Origin of the sequence: Pseudarthrobacter sp. P1 (assembly GCF_050156935.1) — a bacterium.
Taxonomy (GTDB): Bacteria; Actinomycetota; Actinomycetes; order Actinomycetales; family Micrococcaceae; genus Specibacter.
Genome location: NZ_CP189584.1, coordinates 3853406 through 3871615 on the forward strand (window position 1 = coordinate 3853406; position 18210 = coordinate 3871615).

General features: G+C 68.1%; 19 protein-coding genes and 1 riboswitch. Of the genes, 13 read left to right on the forward strand and 6 right to left on the reverse strand.

The genetic code is table 11. The annotated features are described in order from the left end of the window. Positions 1 to 146: 146 nt before the first annotated feature. The 3 genes from ACQCSX_RS18095 to purU all read right to left on the reverse strand — a co-directional run bounded on the left by ACQCSX_RS18095 (position 147) and on the right by purU (position 2927). Complete coding sequence (locus ACQCSX_RS18095; protein ID WP_427016618.1) at positions 147 to 1343, reverse strand: ROK family transcriptional regulator; 1197 nt, start codon at positions 1341 to 1343, stop codon at positions 147 to 149. Between the two features lie 138 nt (positions 1344 to 1481). Next, complete coding sequence (locus ACQCSX_RS18100; RefSeq protein WP_427016619.1) at positions 1482 to 2006, reverse strand: gamma carbonic anhydrase family protein; 525 nt, start codon at positions 2004 to 2006, stop codon at positions 1482 to 1484. Between the two features lie 51 nt (positions 2007 to 2057). After that, positions 2058 to 2927: a formyltetrahydrofolate deformylase gene (gene purU, locus ACQCSX_RS18105; RefSeq protein ID WP_427016620.1), complete on the reverse strand. Its 870-nt coding sequence runs from the start codon at positions 2925 to 2927 to the stop codon at positions 2058 to 2060. A 58-nt stretch (positions 2928 to 2985) separates the two neighbouring features. Next, positions 2986 to 3071, forward strand: a riboswitch (ZMP/ZTP riboswitch). 117 nt (positions 3072 to 3188) lie between these two features. Here purU and glyA point away from each other — a divergent pair. From glyA to ACQCSX_RS18170, 13 genes are all read left to right on the forward strand, one after another. Then, positions 3189 to 4481, forward strand: coding sequence for a serine hydroxymethyltransferase (gene glyA / locus ACQCSX_RS18110; RefSeq protein WP_427016621.1), 1293 nt, complete (start codon positions 3189 to 3191; stop codon positions 4479 to 4481). A 5-nt stretch (positions 4482 to 4486) separates the two neighbouring features. After that, positions 4487 to 5380, forward strand: coding sequence for a bifunctional methylenetetrahydrofolate dehydrogenase/methenyltetrahydrofolate cyclohydrolase (locus ACQCSX_RS18115; protein ID WP_427016622.1), 894 nt, complete (start codon positions 4487 to 4489; stop codon positions 5378 to 5380). Between the two features lie 150 nt (positions 5381 to 5530). Beyond that, entirely contained in the window at positions 5531 to 6667 is a 1137-nt protein-coding gene (locus ACQCSX_RS18120) for a sensor histidine kinase (protein ID WP_427016623.1), read from the forward strand. Beyond that, a complete protein-coding gene (locus tag ACQCSX_RS18125; protein WP_427016624.1) occupies positions 6664 to 7341 on the forward strand; it encodes a response regulator in 678 nt (225 codons plus the stop codon). The genes ACQCSX_RS18120 and ACQCSX_RS18125 overlap by 4 nt, the downstream gene beginning before the upstream one ends. Positions 7342 to 7508: 167 nt before the next feature. After that, on the forward strand, positions 7509 to 7796 hold the full coding sequence (locus tag ACQCSX_RS18130) for an SHOCT domain-containing protein (RefSeq protein WP_427016625.1): 288 nt from the start codon (positions 7509 to 7511) through the stop codon (positions 7794 to 7796). Positions 7797 to 7952: 156 nt separating this feature from the next. Continuing rightward, positions 7953 to 8906 (forward strand): ABC transporter ATP-binding protein, encoded by a 954-nt coding sequence (locus ACQCSX_RS18135; RefSeq protein WP_427016626.1) that lies wholly within the window; start codon positions 7953 to 7955, stop codon positions 8904 to 8906. After that, positions 8899 to 9804, forward strand: a complete 906-nt coding sequence (locus ACQCSX_RS18140; protein ID WP_427016627.1) for an ABC transporter permease — start codon at positions 8899 to 8901, stop codon at positions 9802 to 9804. The genes ACQCSX_RS18135 and ACQCSX_RS18140 overlap by 8 nt, the downstream gene beginning before the upstream one ends. Continuing rightward, on the forward strand, positions 9801 to 10640 hold the full coding sequence (locus ACQCSX_RS18145; RefSeq protein ID WP_427016628.1) for an ABC transporter permease: 840 nt from the start codon (positions 9801 to 9803) through the stop codon (positions 10638 to 10640). The genes ACQCSX_RS18140 and ACQCSX_RS18145 overlap by 4 nt, the downstream gene beginning before the upstream one ends. A 59-nt stretch (positions 10641 to 10699) precedes the next feature. Next, positions 10700 to 11242: a hypothetical protein gene (locus ACQCSX_RS18150; protein ID WP_427016629.1), complete on the forward strand. Its 543-nt coding sequence runs from the start codon at positions 10700 to 10702 to the stop codon at positions 11240 to 11242. Between the two features lie 108 nt (positions 11243 to 11350). After that, entirely contained in the window at positions 11351 to 12199 is an 849-nt protein-coding gene (locus ACQCSX_RS18155) for an exodeoxyribonuclease III (RefSeq protein ID WP_427019093.1), read from the forward strand. A 39-nt stretch (positions 12200 to 12238) separates the two neighbouring features. After that, positions 12239 to 13258: a tryptophan--tRNA ligase gene (gene trpS / locus ACQCSX_RS18160; RefSeq protein ID WP_427016630.1), complete on the forward strand. Its 1020-nt coding sequence runs from the start codon at positions 12239 to 12241 to the stop codon at positions 13256 to 13258. A 5-nt stretch (positions 13259 to 13263) separates the two neighbouring features. After that, on the forward strand, positions 13264 to 13887 hold the full coding sequence (locus ACQCSX_RS18165; protein WP_427016631.1) for a 2'-5' RNA ligase family protein: 624 nt from the start codon (positions 13264 to 13266) through the stop codon (positions 13885 to 13887). Then, the gene (locus tag ACQCSX_RS18170; protein WP_427016632.1) at positions 13850 to 14947 is read left to right on the forward strand and encodes a YhjD/YihY/BrkB family envelope integrity protein; all 1098 of its coding nucleotides are present in this window, start codon (positions 13850 to 13852) and stop codon (positions 14945 to 14947) included. The genes ACQCSX_RS18165 and ACQCSX_RS18170 overlap by 38 nt, the downstream gene beginning before the upstream one ends. A 141-nt stretch (positions 14948 to 15088) precedes the next feature. On the opposite strand, the gene ACQCSX_RS18175 is transcribed toward ACQCSX_RS18170, so the two are convergent. From ACQCSX_RS18175 to ACQCSX_RS18185, 3 genes are read right to left on the reverse strand one after another with little or no spacing between them, the layout of a single operon-like run. Next, positions 15089 to 15889 (reverse strand): succinate dehydrogenase iron-sulfur subunit, encoded by an 801-nt coding sequence (locus ACQCSX_RS18175; protein ID WP_427016633.1) that lies wholly within the window; start codon positions 15887 to 15889, stop codon positions 15089 to 15091. After that, on the reverse strand, positions 15889 to 17688 hold the full coding sequence (gene sdhA / locus ACQCSX_RS18180) for a succinate dehydrogenase flavoprotein subunit (RefSeq protein WP_427016634.1): 1800 nt from the start codon (positions 17686 to 17688) through the stop codon (positions 15889 to 15891). The genes ACQCSX_RS18175 and sdhA overlap by 1 nt, the downstream gene beginning before the upstream one ends. A 55-nt stretch (positions 17689 to 17743) precedes the next feature. Continuing rightward, positions 17744 to 18208 (reverse strand): succinate dehydrogenase hydrophobic membrane anchor subunit, encoded by a 465-nt coding sequence (locus ACQCSX_RS18185; RefSeq protein WP_427016635.1) that lies wholly within the window; start codon positions 18206 to 18208, stop codon positions 17744 to 17746. Between the last annotated feature and the right edge of the window lie 2 nt (positions 18209 to 18210).

An 18210-nucleotide genomic window follows, 5' to 3' on the forward strand; every position in this document is an offset into this window, starting at 1 on the left:
CAAAACTGACTTCGTTGTCTGGCGGGGTGCCGCCGGAGCTTTCGGCGCAGGTGCTGTGACTTGCACAACTCCGGGCCTGAAAAAAGTAAACGCGAGTTGGAGCGTTGGCGTCAAGTCTTGAACGCAACAACTAGATAACGAGATGATTAACTTCTGCGGATCCCCTGTTGCCGGAACACCAGCGACGCCGCGCCGAGGGCCTCGGCGCGGTCGCCCATGGAGGACATCACCAGCGTGGTGCTTTCGCCCACCACAGGCACCGTGTGGCGGAGCAGGCCGCGCCGGATCGGGTCCAGGAAGATGTCGCCCAGCTCGGCCAATGGGCCGCCGACGACTATGACTTCGGGGTTGATCAGGTTGGCCACATTGCCGATGGCGCGCCCAATGGCCATGCCGGCGTCCTCGATGACCCGCAGGGTCGCCGAGTCCCGCGCCAGCGCCTGGGCGACGATCTCGGTGGTGCCGATGGGTTCGGGGGCGCCCCGGCTGAGCAGCTCGATCATGATCGCCGTCGTCGCCACGGTCTCCAGGCAGCCGCGGTTTCCGCAGCGGCAGACCAGGCCGTGTTCATTGATGGTGGCGTGGCCGATTTCCCCCGTCACGCCGACGAAGCCGTAGTACGGAGCGCCATTGAGGATCAGCCCGGCCCCGATGCCGCTGCCGATCTTGAGGAACATTAGATTGCCGACCCCCGCGTGGGGTCCCCAGGTCACCTGGGCCAGTGCACCCAAATTGGCGTCATTGTCCACGAAAACCGGAAGATCCAGCGCCTCTTCCAATCTGTCCAGCAGGTTGATGCCCACCCATTCGGGCAGGATGGCGCCCTGGACAACCGTGCCGGTGCGGCTGTCGATGGGCCCGGGAATTCCGGCACCCGCTCCGACAATGGACCGGCGCGGAATCTTCGCTTCCACCAGCAACCGTTCCAACAGGGCGGCGGCGGTGCTGATGCCCTCCTCGGCATGGTGCCCGAGGGGGAGTGGCGCGGATTCCTCGGCGACGATTTGGTGCCCAATGTTCGCCAGCACCACGCGGACGTGGGTGCGGCCGAAGTCGATGCCGATGGCAACGGCACCCTGGGTGTTCAAGGTGATCGACAGGGCGCGGCGCCCCGAACTGGTGGTGGGGCGCACCGTCACGAGGTCATCGGTGGCCATGCTCTTGACGATGTTGGACACGGTGGCCGTGGACAGGCCCGTGATGCGCGAGAGTTCGGCCTGGGTGGCGGGGCCGCCGGTGGCCAAGGCTTCGGTGATGCGTGCCCGGTTGAGCTGCCGAAGCGCCGATTGCGATCCGGGTTTCCCGAGTGAGATCTTCTTCGCGGATGAGACGTCGGTGGCCATAGAAAGTACATTGCACTAGTAGGTGGCTTGTCGTCAATAAGTTAACGCAAGCTGGACGCCTTGTGACCCACCGATTGACCCCAATTGCCTGGCGCGGGCGGCCGGCCTCCGGGGTCCAAGCCAGGGCCGGCGCCAGGGTCAGGCGGAGGTGTGGATTGCCCTGTGTTCGGCCGCGAGGGCGACGTAGCGGCTGGCGTTGCTGCGCACGCCGTCGATCTCTTCCGGGCCCAGGGCGCGGCGCACCTTGGCCGGGACCCCCGCCACCAGGGAACCGGGCGGAATGATGGAACCCTCCAGGACCACTGCGCCGCCAGCCACCAGCGATCCGGCGCCGATGACGGCACCGTTCATCACCGTGGCGCCCATGCCGATCAGGCAGTCGTCCTCCACGGTGCAGCCGTGGACCACGGCCCCGTGCCCCACGCTGACCCCGTTGCCGACGGTGGTGGGGAAGCCGGGGTCCGCATGCAGCACCACATTGTCCTGGAGGTTGGTGCCGGTGCCGACGCGGATGGCGGCGGTGTCGGCCCGGACCACCACGCCGTAGAAGGCGCTCGAGTCAGCGCCCAGCACCACATCGCCGATGAGGGTGGCGTTGGGCGCGAGGAAGGTGGTGGGGTCAACGGCGGGGGTGTGGTCCCCGAAGGGGATCTGCAGGCTCATGCACCGATCCTAGCGCCGGCGCCCGCTCCGGTCTGCGGGTCCCTCAACCCTTTACTTGAAGACGACGGTGCGGGTGCCGTCCAGCAGCACCCGGTGCTCGGCGTGCCACTGCACGGCCTGGGCCAGCGTGCGCGCCTCCACGTCGCGGCCCATGGCAACGAACTGCTCGGCCGAATGGCCGTGGTCCACGCGGATCACTTCCTGCTCGATGATGGGCCCCTCATCCAGGGCGGCGGTGACGTAGTGGGCGGTGGCGCCGATGATCTTCACGCCGCGGGCATGGGCCTGGTGGTACGGCTTGGCGCCCTTGAAGGAGGGCAGGAAGGAGTGGTGGATGTTGATGGCCTTGCCGGCCAGGTCGGTGCAGAGCGAATCCGAGAGCACCTGCATGTAGCGGGCCAGGACCACGAGTTCGACGTCGTGCTCCTCCACGAGTTCGCGCAGCGCGTCCTCCGCCTCCTGCTTCGTCGCGGGGGTGACGGGGATGTAGTAGAACGGGATGCTGTAGAACGCCGCCAGCTCGGCCAGGTCCTTGTGGTTGGAGACGATCGCGGGGATCTCGATGGGCAGCGTGCCCGAACGCTGCAGGAACAGCAGGTCGTTGAGGCAGTGCGCGGCCTTGGAGGCCAGGATCAGCGTGCGCACCGGCGCACCGGCGCGGTGCAGTTCCCACTTGAGCCCAAAGGCAGCGGCCACCGGCTCCAGGTGCGCGCGCAACTGGGTGAACGTCGTCGCCGTCTCCACCGCCACGCGCATGAAGAAGGTCCCGGTGGCGGGGTTCCCGTACTGCTGGGAATCGGTGATGTTGCAGCCGGCCTCCAGCAGCGATCCGGAGACGGCATGGACGATCCCGGGCCGGTCCGCGCAGGAGAGGGTCAGGACAAATCCGGTGGGGGCTGGGGCAGCTGCGTTCTCGATCACCCGCCCAACGTTACCGGGGGCCGGCCGGTCACTGCGCCCGCGGGGGCTGTAATAGAGTTAAAGGCGTTGCAACTGGCGTTAGGTGGGACACCACCGGGGAGCAGCACCAGGGAAGACCACGGATCGTACGCCTGGGCCGAGGGTCGCACAAGGAACTGTTGGACAGCCGCATTACGGCGTGTTGTCGCGCGCTGTGAAGGGCAGCCGTCCAACCGATAGCCTGACAAGTAGTAGTTTCAAAACCCCATCCAGGAGTCTGTAGTGTCTGCTAACCCCACCCAAACTGTGACCAATCTTCCGCTCGCAGAGCTGGATCCGGAAATTGCCGCCGTGCTGCGCGACGAGCTCGGCCGCCAGCGCGGAACCCTTGAAATGATCGCCTCGGAGAACTTCGCGCCCCGCGCCGTGCTCGAGGCCCAGGGCTCCGTGCTGACCAACAAGTACGCCGAGGGCTACCCGGGCCGCCGCTACTACGGCGGCTGCGAGTTCGTCGACGTCGCCGAGAACCTCGCCATCGAGCGGGTCAAGGCCCTCTTCGGCGCCGAGTACGCCAACGTCCAGCCGCACTCCGGCGCCCAGGCCAACGCCGCAGCGCTCGCCGCCATGATCACCCCCGGCGACAAGATCCTGGGCCTGTCCCTGGCCCACGGTGGCCACCTGACCCACGGCATGAAGCTGAACTTCTCCGGCAAGCTCTACAACGTCGCCGCCTACCAGGTGGAGCAGGACAACTTCCGCATCGACATGGACAAGCTGCGCGAGCAGGCCATCGCCGAGAAGCCCCAGGTCATCATCGCCGGCTGGTCCGCCTACCCGCGCCACCTGGACTTCGCCGCCTTCCGCTCCATCGCCGACGAGGTGGGGGCGCTGCTCTGGACCGACATGGCACACTTCGCCGGCCTGGTCGCCGCGGGCCTGCACCCGTCCCCGGTCCCGTACTCCGACGTCGTCACCTCCACGGTGCACAAGACGCTGGCCGGCCCGCGCTCCGGTGTGATCCTGGCCAAGCAGGAATGGGCCAAGAAGCTCAACTCCGCCGTCTTCCCGGGACAGCAGGGCGGCCCGCTCATGCACGTCATCGCCGCCAAGGCCGTGGCCTTCAAGGTTGCCGGTTCCGAGGAATTCAAGGAGCGCCAGGAGCGTGTCCTGGAAGGCGCCAAGATCATCGCCGAGCGCCTTAACGCCGCCGATGTTGCCGAGGCCGGCGTGTCCGTGCTGACCGGTGGCACCGATGTGCACCTGGTGCTCGTTGACCTGCGCAACTCCGCCCTGGACGGCCAGCAGGCCGAGGACCTCCTGCACTCCGTGGGCATCACCGTCAACCGCAACGCGGTGCCGTTCGACCCGCGCCCGCCGATGGTCACCTCCGGCCTGCGCATCGGCACCCCCGCCCTGGCCACCCGTGGCTTCGGTGCCGCGGAGTTCACCGAAGTTGCCGAGATCATCGCCGCCGCACTGAAGGCCGGTGCCGCCACCGACGTCGAGGCCCTGCGTGCCCGCGTGGACAAGCTGGCCAGCGACTTCGAGCTGTACCCCGGCCAGGAGCAGTGGTAGCCAGCATGTCTGAACCAACCATTGCGCAGGTTCTTGACGGCAAGGCCACAGCCGCTGCCATCAAGGCCGAGCTCAAGGAGCGCGTGGCGGTCCTGGCCGCCCGTGGAGTCACCCCCGGACTGGGAACCATCCTGGTAGGGGAGGACCCCGGCTCCAAGTGGTATGTGGGCGGCAAGCACAAGGACTGCGCCGAGGTGGGCATCACGTCCATCCGCCGCGACCTGCCCGAGGCCACCACGCAGGATGAACTTCTGGCGGTCATCGCCGAGCTCAATGCCAACGCGGAGTGCACGGGCTACATTGTCCAGCTGCCGCTGCCGGCGCACATTGACCAGAACGTGGTGCTCGAAGCCATGGACCCGGACAAGGATGCCGACGGACTGCACCCGATGAACCTGGGCCGCCTGGTGGCCAACGTCAACAAGCCGATGGCGTCCCCGCTGCCGTGCACGCCCAAGGGCTGTGTGGTGCTGCTGGAACGCCACGGGATCTCCCTGGCCGGCAAGCGCGTCCTGGTGGTCGGCCGCGGCGTGACCATCGGCCGCCCGATCGGGCTGCTGCTGACCCGCCGCGACATCAACGCCACGGTCATCCTGGCCCACACGGGCACCCGGGACCTGGCGGCGGAACTGCGCCAGGCCGACGTCGTGATCGCCGCGGCCGGCCAGGCGCACATGATCAAGGCGGCGGACCTGAAGCCGGGCGCCATTGTGCTCGACGTCGGCGTCTCCCGCGTCGACGATGGCAACGGCAAGGCCGTGGTCACCGGTGACGTGGAGCCCGCGGCCGCCGAGGTCGCCAGCTGGCTCTCGCCCAACCCGGGCGGCGTGGGTCCGATGACCCGCGCGATGCTGCTGGCCAACGTCGTCGAATCCGCCGAACGGGCCGCCGGCCTCTAGCCAGACTGCATCTGTGTGACAGCAAACGTCCCCATGACGCGTCATGGGGACGTTTGCTGTCACACAGTTGTCTCTACTCCCCGGGGAGTAGGCCCTCGTGCGCTGGAGAGGGGACGCGCGACGGCGGCGGGCGGGGTTACGCTGGCGTCCATGAGACGTCCGCGGCACGGCCCGCCCACCTACCTGGTGGCAGTCCTGGTGGCCATCATCGCCCTGGTGGGGACCCGTTTTGCCGCAGTCCACCAGCCGGGCGCCGAGCGCCTGGACCTGCTGGCCTACGCGCTGCTGTTGGCCGGCCCCGCACTGCTGCTGCTGCGCCGCCGGGCGCCGGAGGCCATGCTGGCCGGATCGCTGCTGGTCACGGGGCTGTACTTTGCCCGCGGCTACCCCTGGGGCCCGGTGGTGCTGGCCCTGGGGCTGGCCATTCTCTTTGCCTCCGCCGCCGGGCGCCGGGCCTTCACCTGGTCCGCCGCCGGTGCCGCAGTGTTGGCGGTGGCCGCCGCGGGGGTCCTGGCGGGCAGCGAAACCGCCGCCGTCCGGGCCGCCGCCGTCTGCGCGTGGCTGGTGGTCCTGGTGCTGCTGGGCGAGGGCGTGCGGGTGCGCCGGGAGCGGATGGCCGAGTTCCACCGCCGCCGGTTGGAGCACGAGCAGCGCTCCCGGGACGAGTACCGGCTGGCACTGGCCCGCGACATCCACGACGTCGTCGCCCACTCGCTCTCCTCCATCAACGTCCAGGCCGCCGTGGCCCTGCACCTGGCCGAGCGCGATCCCTCGGCCCTGAAACCGGCGCTGGAGGCCATCAAGACCGCCAGCAAGGATTCCCTCGACGAGGTGCGCCAGCTTCTGGGCGTGCTCCGGGAGGAGGCACCGCTGACCCCGTCGCTGCGGCTGGAACGGATCCCCGCGCTGGTGGCCGAGGCCCGGCGCGGCGGCATGGAGGTCTCGCTGGAGCGGACGGGCACGCCGGCCGGGCTCACCGAAGCGCAGGAGGGCGCCGTGTACCGAGTGGTCCAGGAAGCCCTGACCAACGCCGTGCGGCATTCGGGCGCGGCCCACGTGCGCGTTCGGCTGGTCCGCACGAAGCAGGGGTTGCGCGTGGACATCGACGACGACGGCGCCGGGCTGGGCGCGGCGGTCGAGGGCAACGGGCTGCGCGGCATGCGCGAACGGGCGGCGGGCGCCGGCGGCACGCTGGAGCTGCTCGCGCTCGATCCCGGCACGGGGGTGCGCCTGCACATCCCGCTGCCGGCCGGAATGCCGGGCGGAACACACGGAGGACCATCATGATCCGGATCCTGCTGGCGGATGACCAGACCCTGATCCGTGCCGGCTTCAAGGCCCTCCTGGACGCCGAGCCGGACATGGAGGTGGTGGCCCAGTGCGGCACCGGCCAGGACGCCGTCGCCTTGGCCCGGACGCACCGTCCCGACGTCGTCCTGATGGACATCCGGATGCCCGGCGGCGACGGGCTGCAGGCCAGCACGGCCATCCTGGCGGACCCGGCGCTGGCCGGCACCCGGATCATCATCCTGACCACCTTTGAGCTGGACGAGTACATCCTGGCCGCGGTCCGGGCCGGTGCCTCCGGCTTCCTGGTCAAGGACACCGAACCGGCCGAACTCATCCGCGCCATCAAGGTGGTGCACGACGGCGATGCCCTGCTCAGCCCGTCCGTGACCCGGCGGATGATGGCCGCGATGGCCGTGGCCACCGTGCGGCCGTTCACGGAGGGACCCCCGCCGCCCGGGCTGGCGGAGATCACCGGCCGCGAGCGCGAGGTGCTGGCGCTGGTGGGGGAGGGCCTGAACAACGCCGAGATCGCCGCGCGGCTGTTCATCACCCCGCTGACGGCCAAGACCCACGTCAGCCGGATCATGACCAAGCTGGCCGTGCGGGACAGGGCCCAGCTGGTGGTGCTGGCCTACGAGTCGGGGCTGGTGCGCCCGCGCTGGAACCCCTGAGGCGCTGGAACCCCTGACGCACTGGAACGGTGCAGCAGCAGGGCCTCCCGGGGGAGTAGCCCGGTCTTGGCAAGTGACTCCCGGCGGCGGACGCGGTTCCGGCGGCACAAGCCTCTACTGGAGATGTGGCCGAGAGCCGGCCCATATCGAAAGGTACGGAAAAGACCATGTTGACCACCATCACCGCATTGTCGGCCGGCAGCGCGCAGGCGCTTGCCCACGGACCCATGGGCTACGGCTGGCCGGGCCCCTGGTTCCTGCTGTTTCCACTGTTCTGGCTGATCATCATCGGCTTGTTTCTCTTCTTCGGCCGGCGCGGCTGGCGGCGCAACCACGAGTGGCACCAGAACCAGGGTGCCGAATCCGTGCTGCGCGAACGCTACGCCCGGGGCGAGATCGACGAGACCGAGTACCGCGCACGGCTGGAAGTGCTCCGCGCGGACCACAAGAAATAGCCCCGCGCTCCACCTACGTCCCGCAGACCTGAATCTGTGCGACAGTAGTTGTCCTTCTGGGGCCCCAGAGCGACAACTACTGTCGCACAGATGAAGTGGGAAATGGATTAGGGAAACCCCTTCTAGGAATCGAAGGCTTGTACTAGCCTAGTCCGGGTGTCCCTCCAAACCCGCGGATCCGCCGCCCCGCCCTATGTCATCTCGGCCCACAACCTGACCAAGCGCTATGGGGACTTCACCGCCGTCGACAACATTTCCTTTGACGTCCCGGCGGGGGAGTCCTTTGGCCTGCTGGGGCCCAACGGCGCCGGCAAATCCACCACCATGCGGATGATCGGCGGCGTCTCCCAGCGCTCCGGCGGCACGCTGAGCATCATGGGACTGGATCCGGAACAGCACGGCCCGGAGGTGCGCGCCCATCTGGGCGTGGTGCCGCAGCAGGACAACCTGGACGAGGAGCTCAAGGTCCGGGACAACCTGATCGTGTACGGGCGCTACTTCGGCCTGCCGATGAGCTATTTGCGGTCCAAGGCGGACGAGCTGCTGGAGTTTGCGCAGCTGACCGAGAAGGCCAACGCCAAAGTGGACGACCTCTCCGGCGGCATGAAGCGGCGCCTGACGATCGCGCGCTCTTTGGTGAACGATCCCAAGATCCTGCTGCTGGACGAGCCCACCACGGGCCTGGACCCGCAGGCGCGCCACATCCTCTGGGACCGGCTGTTCCGGCTCAAGGAGGCGGGCACCACGCTGATCCTCACCACGCACTACATGGACGAGGCCGAGCAGCTCTGCGACAGGCTCGTGGTGGTGGACAAGGGCAAGATCATGGCCGAGGGCTCCCCGGCGGCGCTGATCCGCCAGTACTCCACCCGCGAGGTGCTGGAGCTGCGCTTCGGCTCGGATCGCAACGCCACGGTGGCCGGGGAGCTCGGCGGGATCGGCGAGCGCGTGGAGACGCTGCCGGACCGGGTGCTGATCTACACCGGCGACGGCGAACGCGCCCTGGAGCGCGTCACCGAGCGCGGGCTCGCGCCGCTGACCTCGCTGGTGCGGCGCTCCTCGCTGGAGGACGTCTTCCTGCGCCTGACCGGAAGGAGCCTCGTTGACTAGCGTCCCGCGCCCCGCGGGCACCGGCGCCCCGGGCACCGGCACCCCGGACGGTGCGGCACCCGGGGCCGCTGTCGTCCTTCCCGTCCCGCTGACCCCGGCGGAATCCGCCGCCCGGGCCCGCCGGCTGGGCTCCTGGTACTTCGCCGAGCACACCCTGAAGGTGATGCGCGCCTATGCGGTGAGCGTGCTGCTGTACAGCATCGGCACGCCGCTGGCCTACCTCTTTGCCATGGGGGTGGGGATGGCGGCGCTGATCAACGCCAACGGCGCCGGATCCTTCGGCGGCGTCGGCTACCTGGCCTTCCTGGCGCCGGCGCTGGTGGCCTCCGCGGCCATGATGAGCGCCACCGGGGAATTCATGTTCCCCATCATGGATGGCTTCAAATGGCGCCGGACGTTTTACGGTCCGCACGCCTCCCCGCTCGCGCCCGGGCAGATTGCCGGCGGCCACATCATCGGGGTGACCATCCGCATCCTGGTGCCCACGGCCATTTATTTTGGCATTGTTGTGCTTTTTGGCGCCGCGCCGGGTCCATGGGCCTGGCTGAGCATCTTCACCGCCACGCTGTGTGCGCTCGCGTTCGGCCTGCCGCTGATGGCGTACGTGTCCACGCTGGCCAAGGACTCGGGCCAGTTTGCCGCCGTCCAGCGCTTTCTAGTCACCCCGCTGTTCCTGTTTTCCGGCACGTTCTTTCCGCTGGCCACGCTGCCCTGGTTCCTGCAGTGGATCGGCTGGCTGAGCCCGCTGTGGCACGCCACCGAGCTGGGCCGCGTGCTCAGCTACGGCTACGCCGAGCCCCTCTGGCTGAGCCTGCTGCACCTGGCCTACATGCTCGCGACGTCGGTGGCCGGCGCGGTGCTGGCCCGGCGGATCTTTGCCCGGAGAATGGGAGCATGAGCGCCGTGCAGACGTCCCAGGCGCAGCTGCGGGAGGGGTCTACCCGGCGCAGGCCGCTGGCCGGGCTGTACTCCGGCAATGCGCGGGCCGTGATTTCCCGTGGTCTGATGGCCACCAAGAGCACCAACGCGCTGGTGATGCTCAGCGGCTTCTTCGAGCCGGTGCTGTTCCTGCTCTCGATGGGGATCGGGCTGGGCGCGCTGGTGGGTTCCGTGGCGGGGCCCGACGGCGCCCCGATCAGCTATGCGGCCTACATCGCCCCGGCGCTGTTGGCCACCTCCGCGATGAACGGGGCAGTCTACGACTCCACCTGGAACGTCTTCTTCAAGATGAACTTCGCCAAGCTGTACCAAGGCATGCTCTACACCTCCCTGGGCCCGCTGGACGTGGCGCTGGGGGAGATCTTCCTGGCCCTGCTGCGCGGGCTGCTCTACGCCACCGGCTTCACCGCCGTCATGGGGATGATGGGACTGATCACCACGCCCTGGGCGCTGCTGATGATCCCGGCCTCGGTGGTGATCGCCTTCGGCTTTGCCAGCTTCGGGATGGCCATCACCTCGTTCATGAAGACGTTCCAGCAGATGGACTGGATCAACTTCGTGATGCTGCCGATGTTCCTGTTCTCCGCTACGTTCTATCCGCTCACCGTCTACCCCGGTCCCATCCAGTGGCTCATCCAGGCGATGCCACTGTGGCATGGGGTGGAACTGCTGCGCGGGCTCAGCGCCGGGATCCTCAGCCTGGGCATGCTCGGCCACGTGGCGTACTACGCCGTGATGATCGTGCTGGGCCTGGTGCTGACCACGGCGCGGCTGCGGAAATTGTTCCTGAAGTAGGGCGTTCGCCGCTGGTGGAAGCGCGTTGCGGGCGGCCCTGCGTTTGAGAGAATGGGGCCATGACTTCTCTTGGCACCGGCAAATCCTCCAAGCCCGCACGCTTCACCGGACTGGGCACCCTGGTCCTGGCCGTGGTGTTCCTGGTGGCGCTGGTTCTGGCCGCCAACAACAACTCGGTGCTGGGCTGGTTCATCGCCGTCGTGGCCCTGGGCTGGCTGGCGTTGTCCACGTTCGTCTACATCGGCGTGCACAAGGCCGCGCGCTTCGGTGCCGAGCAGGTGCGCCTGGCACAGGCCCAGCTGGCCCAGGCCAGCAGTGCCGCGGCCCCGGCTGGGCAGGGCACCACGCTGATCGACGACGGTGCCGCGTCGGTCCGCGACCTCAAGCTGGACCACAGCTTCAAGATCATCCAGGTCCAGGCGGGCGTCATCGCCGAGCAGCTGGGCAAGGACGCCGGCATGGTGGACCGTGCCCTGGAGACCATCCAGATCACCGCACACAATGGCCGCGGCATGATCAAAAAGGACGGCGACGCGCCCGGCACGGGAGAAACGCCGCGCAACGACGGCGGCGAGACCATCGCCGGCGTCGTCATCGACTAGCGTTGGCTGGTGTGCTGGCACGCCCGGCACAAGAGTTTGGCCCGGCCCGGCGTCCTCCCGACGGGCACGGATGGCGCGTGGCAACACGGTAAGGTGGAACAGGTGAGCATGGCTACCCAGAACGGTCATTTGCGGATTGCATCCGTCAACGTCAACGGCATTCGCGCCGCCTACAAGCGCGGCATGGCCCAGTGGCTTGCGGCGCGCGACGTCGACATCCTGTGCCTGCAGGAGGTCCGGGCGCCCGATGCCATCGTGCACGAGTTCCTGGGCGAGGACTGGCACATCCTGCACGCCGAGGCCGAGGCCAAGGGCCGTGCCGGCGCCGCCATCGCCACCCGCAAGGACCGCCTGCAGCCCACCGCCACCCGGGTGGGCATCGGCGAGGACTACTTCGCCACCTCCGGCCGCTGGGTCGAGGCGGACTATCTGGTCAAGAACGGCGACGGCGCCGCCAAGACCCTCACAGTGGTCAGCGCCTATGTGCACTCCGGCGAGGTGGACACGCCCAAACAGGTGGACAAGTACCGCTTCCTGGACACCATGGCCACCCGCCTGCCCGCGATGGCCGCGGCGAGCGACTATGCCCTGGTGGTGGGCGACCTCAACGTCGGCCACACCACCTTGGACATCAAGAACTGGAAGGGCAACGTCAAGCGCGCCGGCTTCCTGCCCGAGGAACGTGCCTACTTCGACCGCTTCTTTGGCGAGGAGATCGGCTACATGGATGTCGCCCGCCAGCTGGCCGGCGAGGTCGAGGGGCCGTACACCTGGTGGTCCTGGCGCGGAGCGGCGTTCGACAACAACACCGGTTGGCGCATCGACTACCACATGGCCAACCCGGCGCTGGCCGGCGCCGCCGTGTCCGCCGTCGTCGACCGGGCCGAGACCTGGGACACCCGCTTCTCCGACCACGCCCCGCTGGTGGTCGACTACCGGTTGTCGCCGGCCAATTAGCCACCGTCTTTTCCACCTCCTGACTGAAAGCACCCTTCCATGACTGCCGCACGCCAACGGATCCTCTCCGGAGCCAAGCCCACCGCCGATTCCCTGCACCTGGGAAACTACATTGGCGCGGTGCGGCAGTGGGTGGGCATGCAGGAGTCATACGATGCCGTGTTCTTCATCCCGGACATGCACGCCATCACGGTGGACTTCGACCCGGCCGCCCTGGCCACCCGGACCCGGACCGTCGCGGCGCAGTACATTGCCGCCGGCATCGATCCGGAAAAGGCCATCTTCTTTGTGCAGTCCCATGTGCCCGAGCACGCCGAGCTGGCCTGGGCGCTGAACTGCATCACCGGCTACGGCGAGGCCGCCCGGATGACCCAGTTCAAGGACAAGACCGCCAAGACCGGCTCCGACGCCGCCACGCTGGGGCTCTTTGCCTACCCGACGCTGATGGCCGCGGACATCCTGCTCTACCAGGCCGACCTGGTGCCGGTGGGCGAGGACCAGCGCCAGCACCTGGAGCTGACGCGCACCCTGGCGCACCGCTTCAACACCCGCTTCGGCGAGACCTTCACCGTGCCCGAGGCCACCATCTTGAAGGAAACGGCCAAGATCTACGATCTGCAGAACCCCACGGCCAAGATGTCCAAGACCGGGGAATCGCCCAACGGCATCATCCAGTTGCTGGAAGACCCCAAGATCGCGGCCAAGCGGATCAAGTCAGCGGTGACCGACGCCGGCACCGAGATCCGCTTCGACGCCGAGGCCAAGCCGGGCGTGTCCAACCTGCTCACCATCTACTCCACGCTGACCGGCCGCTCCATCGCCGAGCTGGAGGAGGCCTACGTGGGCAAGATGTACGGGCACCTGAAGGTGGACCTGGCCGAGGTCATGGTGGACTTCGTGACCCCGCTCCGGGACCGGACCAACGAGCTCATGGCGGACCCGGCCGAGCTGGACAGGCTGCTGGCCCGCGGCGCCGAGCGCGCCCGCACCATTGCCTCCGCCACCATGGACAACGTCTATGCCAAGATGGGCTTCCTGGCCCGGCCCGGCAGCCGCTAAAGCCCATGTGCACCGACGCCAGCACCACCCCAACACCCCGGACCGCCGACGGCGGTACGGTGTGCGTTGGCGTGGTGGTGGCGCTCGAGGAGCCGCTCGCCAGCGAGATCACCGCGTGGCGGCTCTCGTTCGGGGACGCGATGGCGGCCGTGATCCCGGCGCACATCACGTTGGTCACCACCACCCCGGCCGACGGGTGGGACGACACCACCGAGCACGTCCGGGCCGTGGCCCGCACGCAGCGGCCCTTCACGGTGACCCTGCGCGGCACCGAATCCTTCCGGCCCGTCTCCCCGGTGGTGTACCTGAAGGTGGAGGACGGCTACCAGGAGTGCGTGGAGCTGCACACCAGACTGCAGGCCGGCCCGCTGGCCCGGGACCTGCCCTTCGAGTTCCACCCGCACATCACTGTGGCCCACGACATCTCCGAGGCGGGGATGGATCTGGCCCAGCGCAAGCTCAAGGATTACCGCGCAGAATTCCGTGTCACGGGCATGGGGCTGTACGAGCATGATAGTTCTGGGGTATGGCAATTGAAGGAAGAGCTTAGCTTTGGCGGCGCGGATCAGGCCCCCGGCAGGGACGGCATCAATGCCGGCACCGACGGCACAGGCCCCGGCACCGACTGACCAGGCCCCGGCACCGACTGACCGGGCCGGGCTTCGCCGCGGCGTGCTGGCCAAACAGCGCGCCTACGGCCGGGCCCGCCGCGCCGCGGACGGCGCAGGCGGCGCAAGCGGCGCCGGCCTGGGCGGCCGCCTGGCCAAGGGAATGGCCTGGTGGGAATTCCAATCCGCCCGGGCCAACACAGTGCGCCCGCTGCGCGCCCTCAACCACTACAACCTGCGCCTCGGCCCACTGCTGGCCTCGGGCATTGGCATGGCCATGTTCTTCTCCATCACCTCGCTGCTGACCACCGGATTCTCCGTGGCGGCGCTGGCGCTGCGCACCAACCAGCGGCTGCTGGACGCCGTGGTCTCCAACATTTCCACCACCGTTCCCGGCCTGCTGGCCGTGGGTGGGCGGGAGGGGCTGGTGGATCCGGCCAGCCTGCTCGACCCGGCCGGGCTGGGCTGGACGGCCGCCATCGCACTCGCCGTGGGCGTGGTGGCCTCGATGGGCTGGATCGGTGCGGTGCGCGACGGGCTGCGGTCCATGTTCGGGCTGGCGCCGCTGCGGCGCAATCCGTTCGTGGCCAAGGCGGTGGACCTCGGTGTCCTGCTCCTGCTCGCCGTGGCGCTGCTGCTCAGCGCCGCCCTCACGCTGCTGCTGGGCGTGGCCCTTGACACGGTGGCGGAGCTGGCGGGGTTCGACGGCGGTGCGGCCGCGCCGCTGGGCTACGGGCTGGGCGTCCTGGCCGCCGCGGTGCTGAACTGGTGCACCGCCGCCATCCTGTTTTCCCTGGCGGCGCGGCTGGAGATCTCCCGGGCCGCCTTTTGGCAGGCCACGGGGCTGGCGGGGGCCGCGGCCACCGTCCTGCAGCTGCTCAGCGGCCTGTTGTTGGCCCGCGCCGGCGCCAACCCGGTGCTGGCCCCATTCGCCGTCGTCATCGGCCTGCTGCTCTGGTTCAACTTCCTCAGCCAGGCCTATCTGGGCGCGGCCGCCTGGGCCGCCGTCGGGGAGTCGGACGCCGCGGCCCTGGCACACAGCCGTCCCCGCCCCGGGCGGGCCCGGACCATCGCGCGCTAGCCAGCCAACTGTGGCGCGGTAGTTGCTCGAATGAGGCGTCATTCGAGCAACTACCGCGCCACAGTGATTAAACGACGACGGCGCCGGAGGCGGAGGAATCCTCCGCCTCCGGCGCCGTCGTACTCTTTGCCCAGTTGCGTACTAGATGCGGCGGCTGAGGATGGCCTGCTTGACCTCGGCGATGGCCTGGGTCACCTGGATGCCGCGGGGGCATGCTTCGGTGCAGTTGAAGGTGGTCCGGCAGCGCCAGACGCCTTCCTTGTCGTTGAGGATCTCCAGGCGCATGTCGCCGGCATCATCGCGGGAATCGAAGATGAAGCGGTGGGCGTTCACGATGGCGGCCGGGCCGAAGTACTGGCCGTCGGTCCAGAACACCGGGCAGGAGGAGGTGCAGGCGGCGCAGAGGATGCACTTGGTGGTGTCATCGAAGCGTTCGCGCTGCTCGGCGGACTGCAGTCGTTCCTTCGTGGGCTCGTGGCCCTTGTTGATCAGGAACGGCATGATCTCGCGGTAGGACTGGAAGAAGGGCTCCATGTCGACGATGAGGTCCTTCTCGACCGGCAGACCCTTGATGGGCTCGACGGTGATCGGCTTCTTCGTGTCCAGATCCTTCAGCAGCGTCTTGCAGGCCAGACGGTTGCGGCCGTTGATGCGCATGGCATCGGAGCCGCACACGCCGTGGGCGCAGGAGCGTCGGAAGGACAGCGAACCGTCGTGGTCCCACTTGATCTTGTGCAGGGCATCCAGGACACGGTCCGTGCCGTACATGGTCAGCTCGTAGTCCTCCCACTTGGCTTCCTCGGAAACCTCGGGGTTGTACCGGCGCACGCGCAAGGTGATGTTGAACGTGGGGATCTCGCCGCCACCGCCGCCAAGGTGGGCGGGCAGCTCAATCTTCGACGCCGGCTCGGGAGCAGTTTCTGCTGTTTCCACGGGGCTCATTAGTACTTCCTCACCATCGGCTCGTAGCGCGTAAAGACAACGGGCTTGGTGCCCAAACGGATGCCGGCGACGTTCTCCGCGGAACCGGCGGCTGTCACCGCATCATCCTTGTAGGCCATGGAATGCTTCATGAACTTCGCATCGTCGCGGTCCGGGAAGTCCTCGCGGTAGTGGCCGCCACGCGACTCCTCGCGGTGCAGGGCGGCAACTGTCATGACCTTGGCCAGTTCCAGCAGGAAGCCCAGTTCAACGGCCTCCAGCAGGTCCAGGTTGAAGCGCTTGCCCTTGTCCTGGACGGTGATGCGGGTGTAGCGCTCCTCGAGGGAGGCAATGTCGCCCAGCACCTGGTTCAGGGAGTCGGCCGTGCGGAACACCTGCATGTTGGCATCCATGGTGTCCTGCAGCTCCTTGCGGATGGCAGCGACCTTCTCACCGCCGTCGGAGGTGCGCACGTGCTCCAGCAGGGCGTTGGTGTAGTTCTCGGGATCCTCGGGCAGCTCGACGTAGTCCGCGCCCAGGGCGTACTCGGCGGCGGCAATGCCGGCGCGCTTGCCAAAGACGTTGATGTCCAGCAGCGAGTTGGTGCCCAGGCGGTTGGAGCCGTGCACCGACACGCAGGCCACCTCGCCGGCCGCGAACAGGCCCGGGATCACCGTGTCGTTGTCCTGGAGGACCTCGGTGGTGATGTTGGTGGGGATGCCGCCCATGGCGTAGTGCGCCGTCGGGAAGACCGGGACCGGCTCCGTGTACGGCTCCACACCCAGGTAGGTGCGGGCGAACTCGGTGATGTCCGGGAGCTTGGCGTCGATGTGCGCCGGCTCCAGGTGCGTGAGGTCGAGCAGGACATAGTCCTTGTTCGGACCGCAGCCGCGGCCTTCGCGGACCTCGTTCGCCATGGAACGGGCCACGATGTCGCGCGGGGCCAGGTCCTTGATGGTGGGGGCGTAGCGCTCCATGAAGCGCTCACCCTCGGAGTTGCGCAGGATCGCGCCCTCGCCGCGGGCGGCCTCGGAGAGCAGGATGCCCAGGCCGGCCAGACCGGTCGGGTGGAACTGGAAGAACTCCATGTCTTCCAGGGGGATGCCGCGGCGGAAGGCGATGCCCATGCCGTCACCGGTGAGGGTGTGGGCGTTGGAGGTGGTCTTGAAGACCTTGCCGGCTCCACCGGAGGCGAAGATGACGCTCTTGGCCTGGAAGACATGCAGCTCGCCGGAGGCGAGGTCGTAGGAGACGACGCCGGCCACGCGCTTTTGCAGGTAGGTGGTGCCGTCCTCGCGGGTGGCCTCTTCCTCGACGGTGAGGAGGTCCAACACGTAGTACTCGTTGTAGAACTCGACCTGGTGCTTGACGCAGTTTTGGTACAAGGTCTGCAGGATCATGTGGCCGGTGCGGTCCGCGGCGTAGCAGGCGCGGCGCACGGGCGCCTTGCCGTGGTCGCGGGTGTGGCCACCGAAGCGGCGCTGGTCGATGCGGCCTTCGGGCGTGCGGTTGAACGGCAGGCCCATCTTCTCCAGGTCCAGCACGGCGTCGATGGCCTCCTTGGCCATCACCTCCGCGGCGTCCTGGTCCACCAGGTAGTCGCCACCCTTGACGGTGTCAAAGGTGTGCCACTCCCAGTTGTCTTCCTCCACGTTCGCCAGCGCGGCGCACATGCCACCCTGGGCTGCGCCGGTGTGTGAACGGGTGGGGTAGAGCTTGGTCAATACAGCTGTGCGTGCGCGCTGGCCGGACTCGATGGCGGCACGCATGCCTGCGCCACCGGCCCCGACGATCACGACGTCGTATTTATGGACCTGCATACTGGATGCTCTTTCTCTCAAACTGCTCAAAAAAACTGTGGTTGCCTCGGGGGGGCTACGGTGCCTGGCAGAATCCGCCCGGCAGCGGGACGCCGCTGGCGTCCAGGGGGCACGGATCAAAGGTGAAGATCACCAGGGTGCCCAGGACAATGATCACGGCGGAGGCGATGTAGAGCACCGTCTTGAGCGTCATGCGGGTGCCGTCGCGCTCGGCGTAGTCATTGATGATGGTGCGCACGCCGTTGGTGCCGTGCAGGATGGCCAGCCAGAGCATGGCCAGGTCCCAGACCTGCCAGAAGGGGCTGGCCCACTTGCCGGCCACAAAGCCGAAGTCGATGGCATGGATGCCGTCGCCCACCATGAGGTTCACGAACAGGTGGCCGAAGATCAGCACCACCAGCACGACGCCGGAGAGGCGCATGAACAGCCAGGCGGCCATCTCGAAGTTGGAGCCCGAGCCCTTGTTGCGGTTGTACTTGACCTTGCCGCTGCGAGGTGCGGCGATGGAGTTGGCGCTCATGG

Coding starts and splice junctions, on each gene's coding strand:
- ACQCSX_RS18095 (WP_427016618.1), bottom strand. CDS start 1,343: ATGGCCACCGACGTCTCATCCGCGAAGAAGATCTCACTCGGGAAACCC.
- ACQCSX_RS18100 (WP_427016619.1), bottom strand. CDS start 2,006: ATGAGCCTGCAGATCCCCTTCGGGGACCACACCCCCGCCGTTGACCCC.
- ACQCSX_RS18115 (WP_427016622.1), top strand. CDS start 4,487: ATGTCTGAACCAACCATTGCGCAGGTTCTTGACGGCAAGGCCACAGCC.
- ACQCSX_RS18120 (WP_427016623.1), top strand. CDS start 5,531: ATGAGACGTCCGCGGCACGGCCCGCCCACCTACCTGGTGGCAGTCCTG.
- ACQCSX_RS18125 (WP_427016624.1), top strand. CDS start 6,664: ATGATCCGGATCCTGCTGGCGGATGACCAGACCCTGATCCGTGCCGGC.
- ACQCSX_RS18130 (WP_427016625.1), top strand. CDS start 7,509: ATGTTGACCACCATCACCGCATTGTCGGCCGGCAGCGCGCAGGCGCTT.
- ACQCSX_RS18145 (WP_427016628.1), top strand. CDS start 9,801: ATGAGCGCCGTGCAGACGTCCCAGGCGCAGCTGCGGGAGGGGTCTACC.
- ACQCSX_RS18150 (WP_427016629.1), top strand. CDS start 10,700: ATGACTTCTCTTGGCACCGGCAAATCCTCCAAGCCCGCACGCTTCACC.
- ACQCSX_RS18155 (WP_427019093.1), top strand. CDS start 11,351: ATGGCTACCCAGAACGGTCATTTGCGGATTGCATCCGTCAACGTCAAC.
- trpS (WP_427016630.1), top strand. CDS start 12,239: ATGACTGCCGCACGCCAACGGATCCTCTCCGGAGCCAAGCCCACCGCC.
- ACQCSX_RS18165 (WP_427016631.1), top strand. CDS start 13,264: ATGTGCACCGACGCCAGCACCACCCCAACACCCCGGACCGCCGACGGC.
- ACQCSX_RS18170 (WP_427016632.1), top strand. CDS start 13,850: ATGCCGGCACCGACGGCACAGGCCCCGGCACCGACTGACCAGGCCCCG.
- ACQCSX_RS18175 (WP_427016633.1), bottom strand. CDS start 15,889: ATGAGCCCCGTGGAAACAGCAGAAACTGCTCCCGAGCCGGCGTCGAAG.
- sdhA (WP_427016634.1), bottom strand. CDS start 17,688: ATGCAGGTCCATAAATACGACGTCGTGATCGTCGGGGCCGGTGGCGCA.
- ACQCSX_RS18185 (WP_427016635.1), bottom strand. CDS start 18,208: ATGAGCGCCAACTCCATCGCCGCACCTCGCAGCGGCAAGGTCAAGTAC.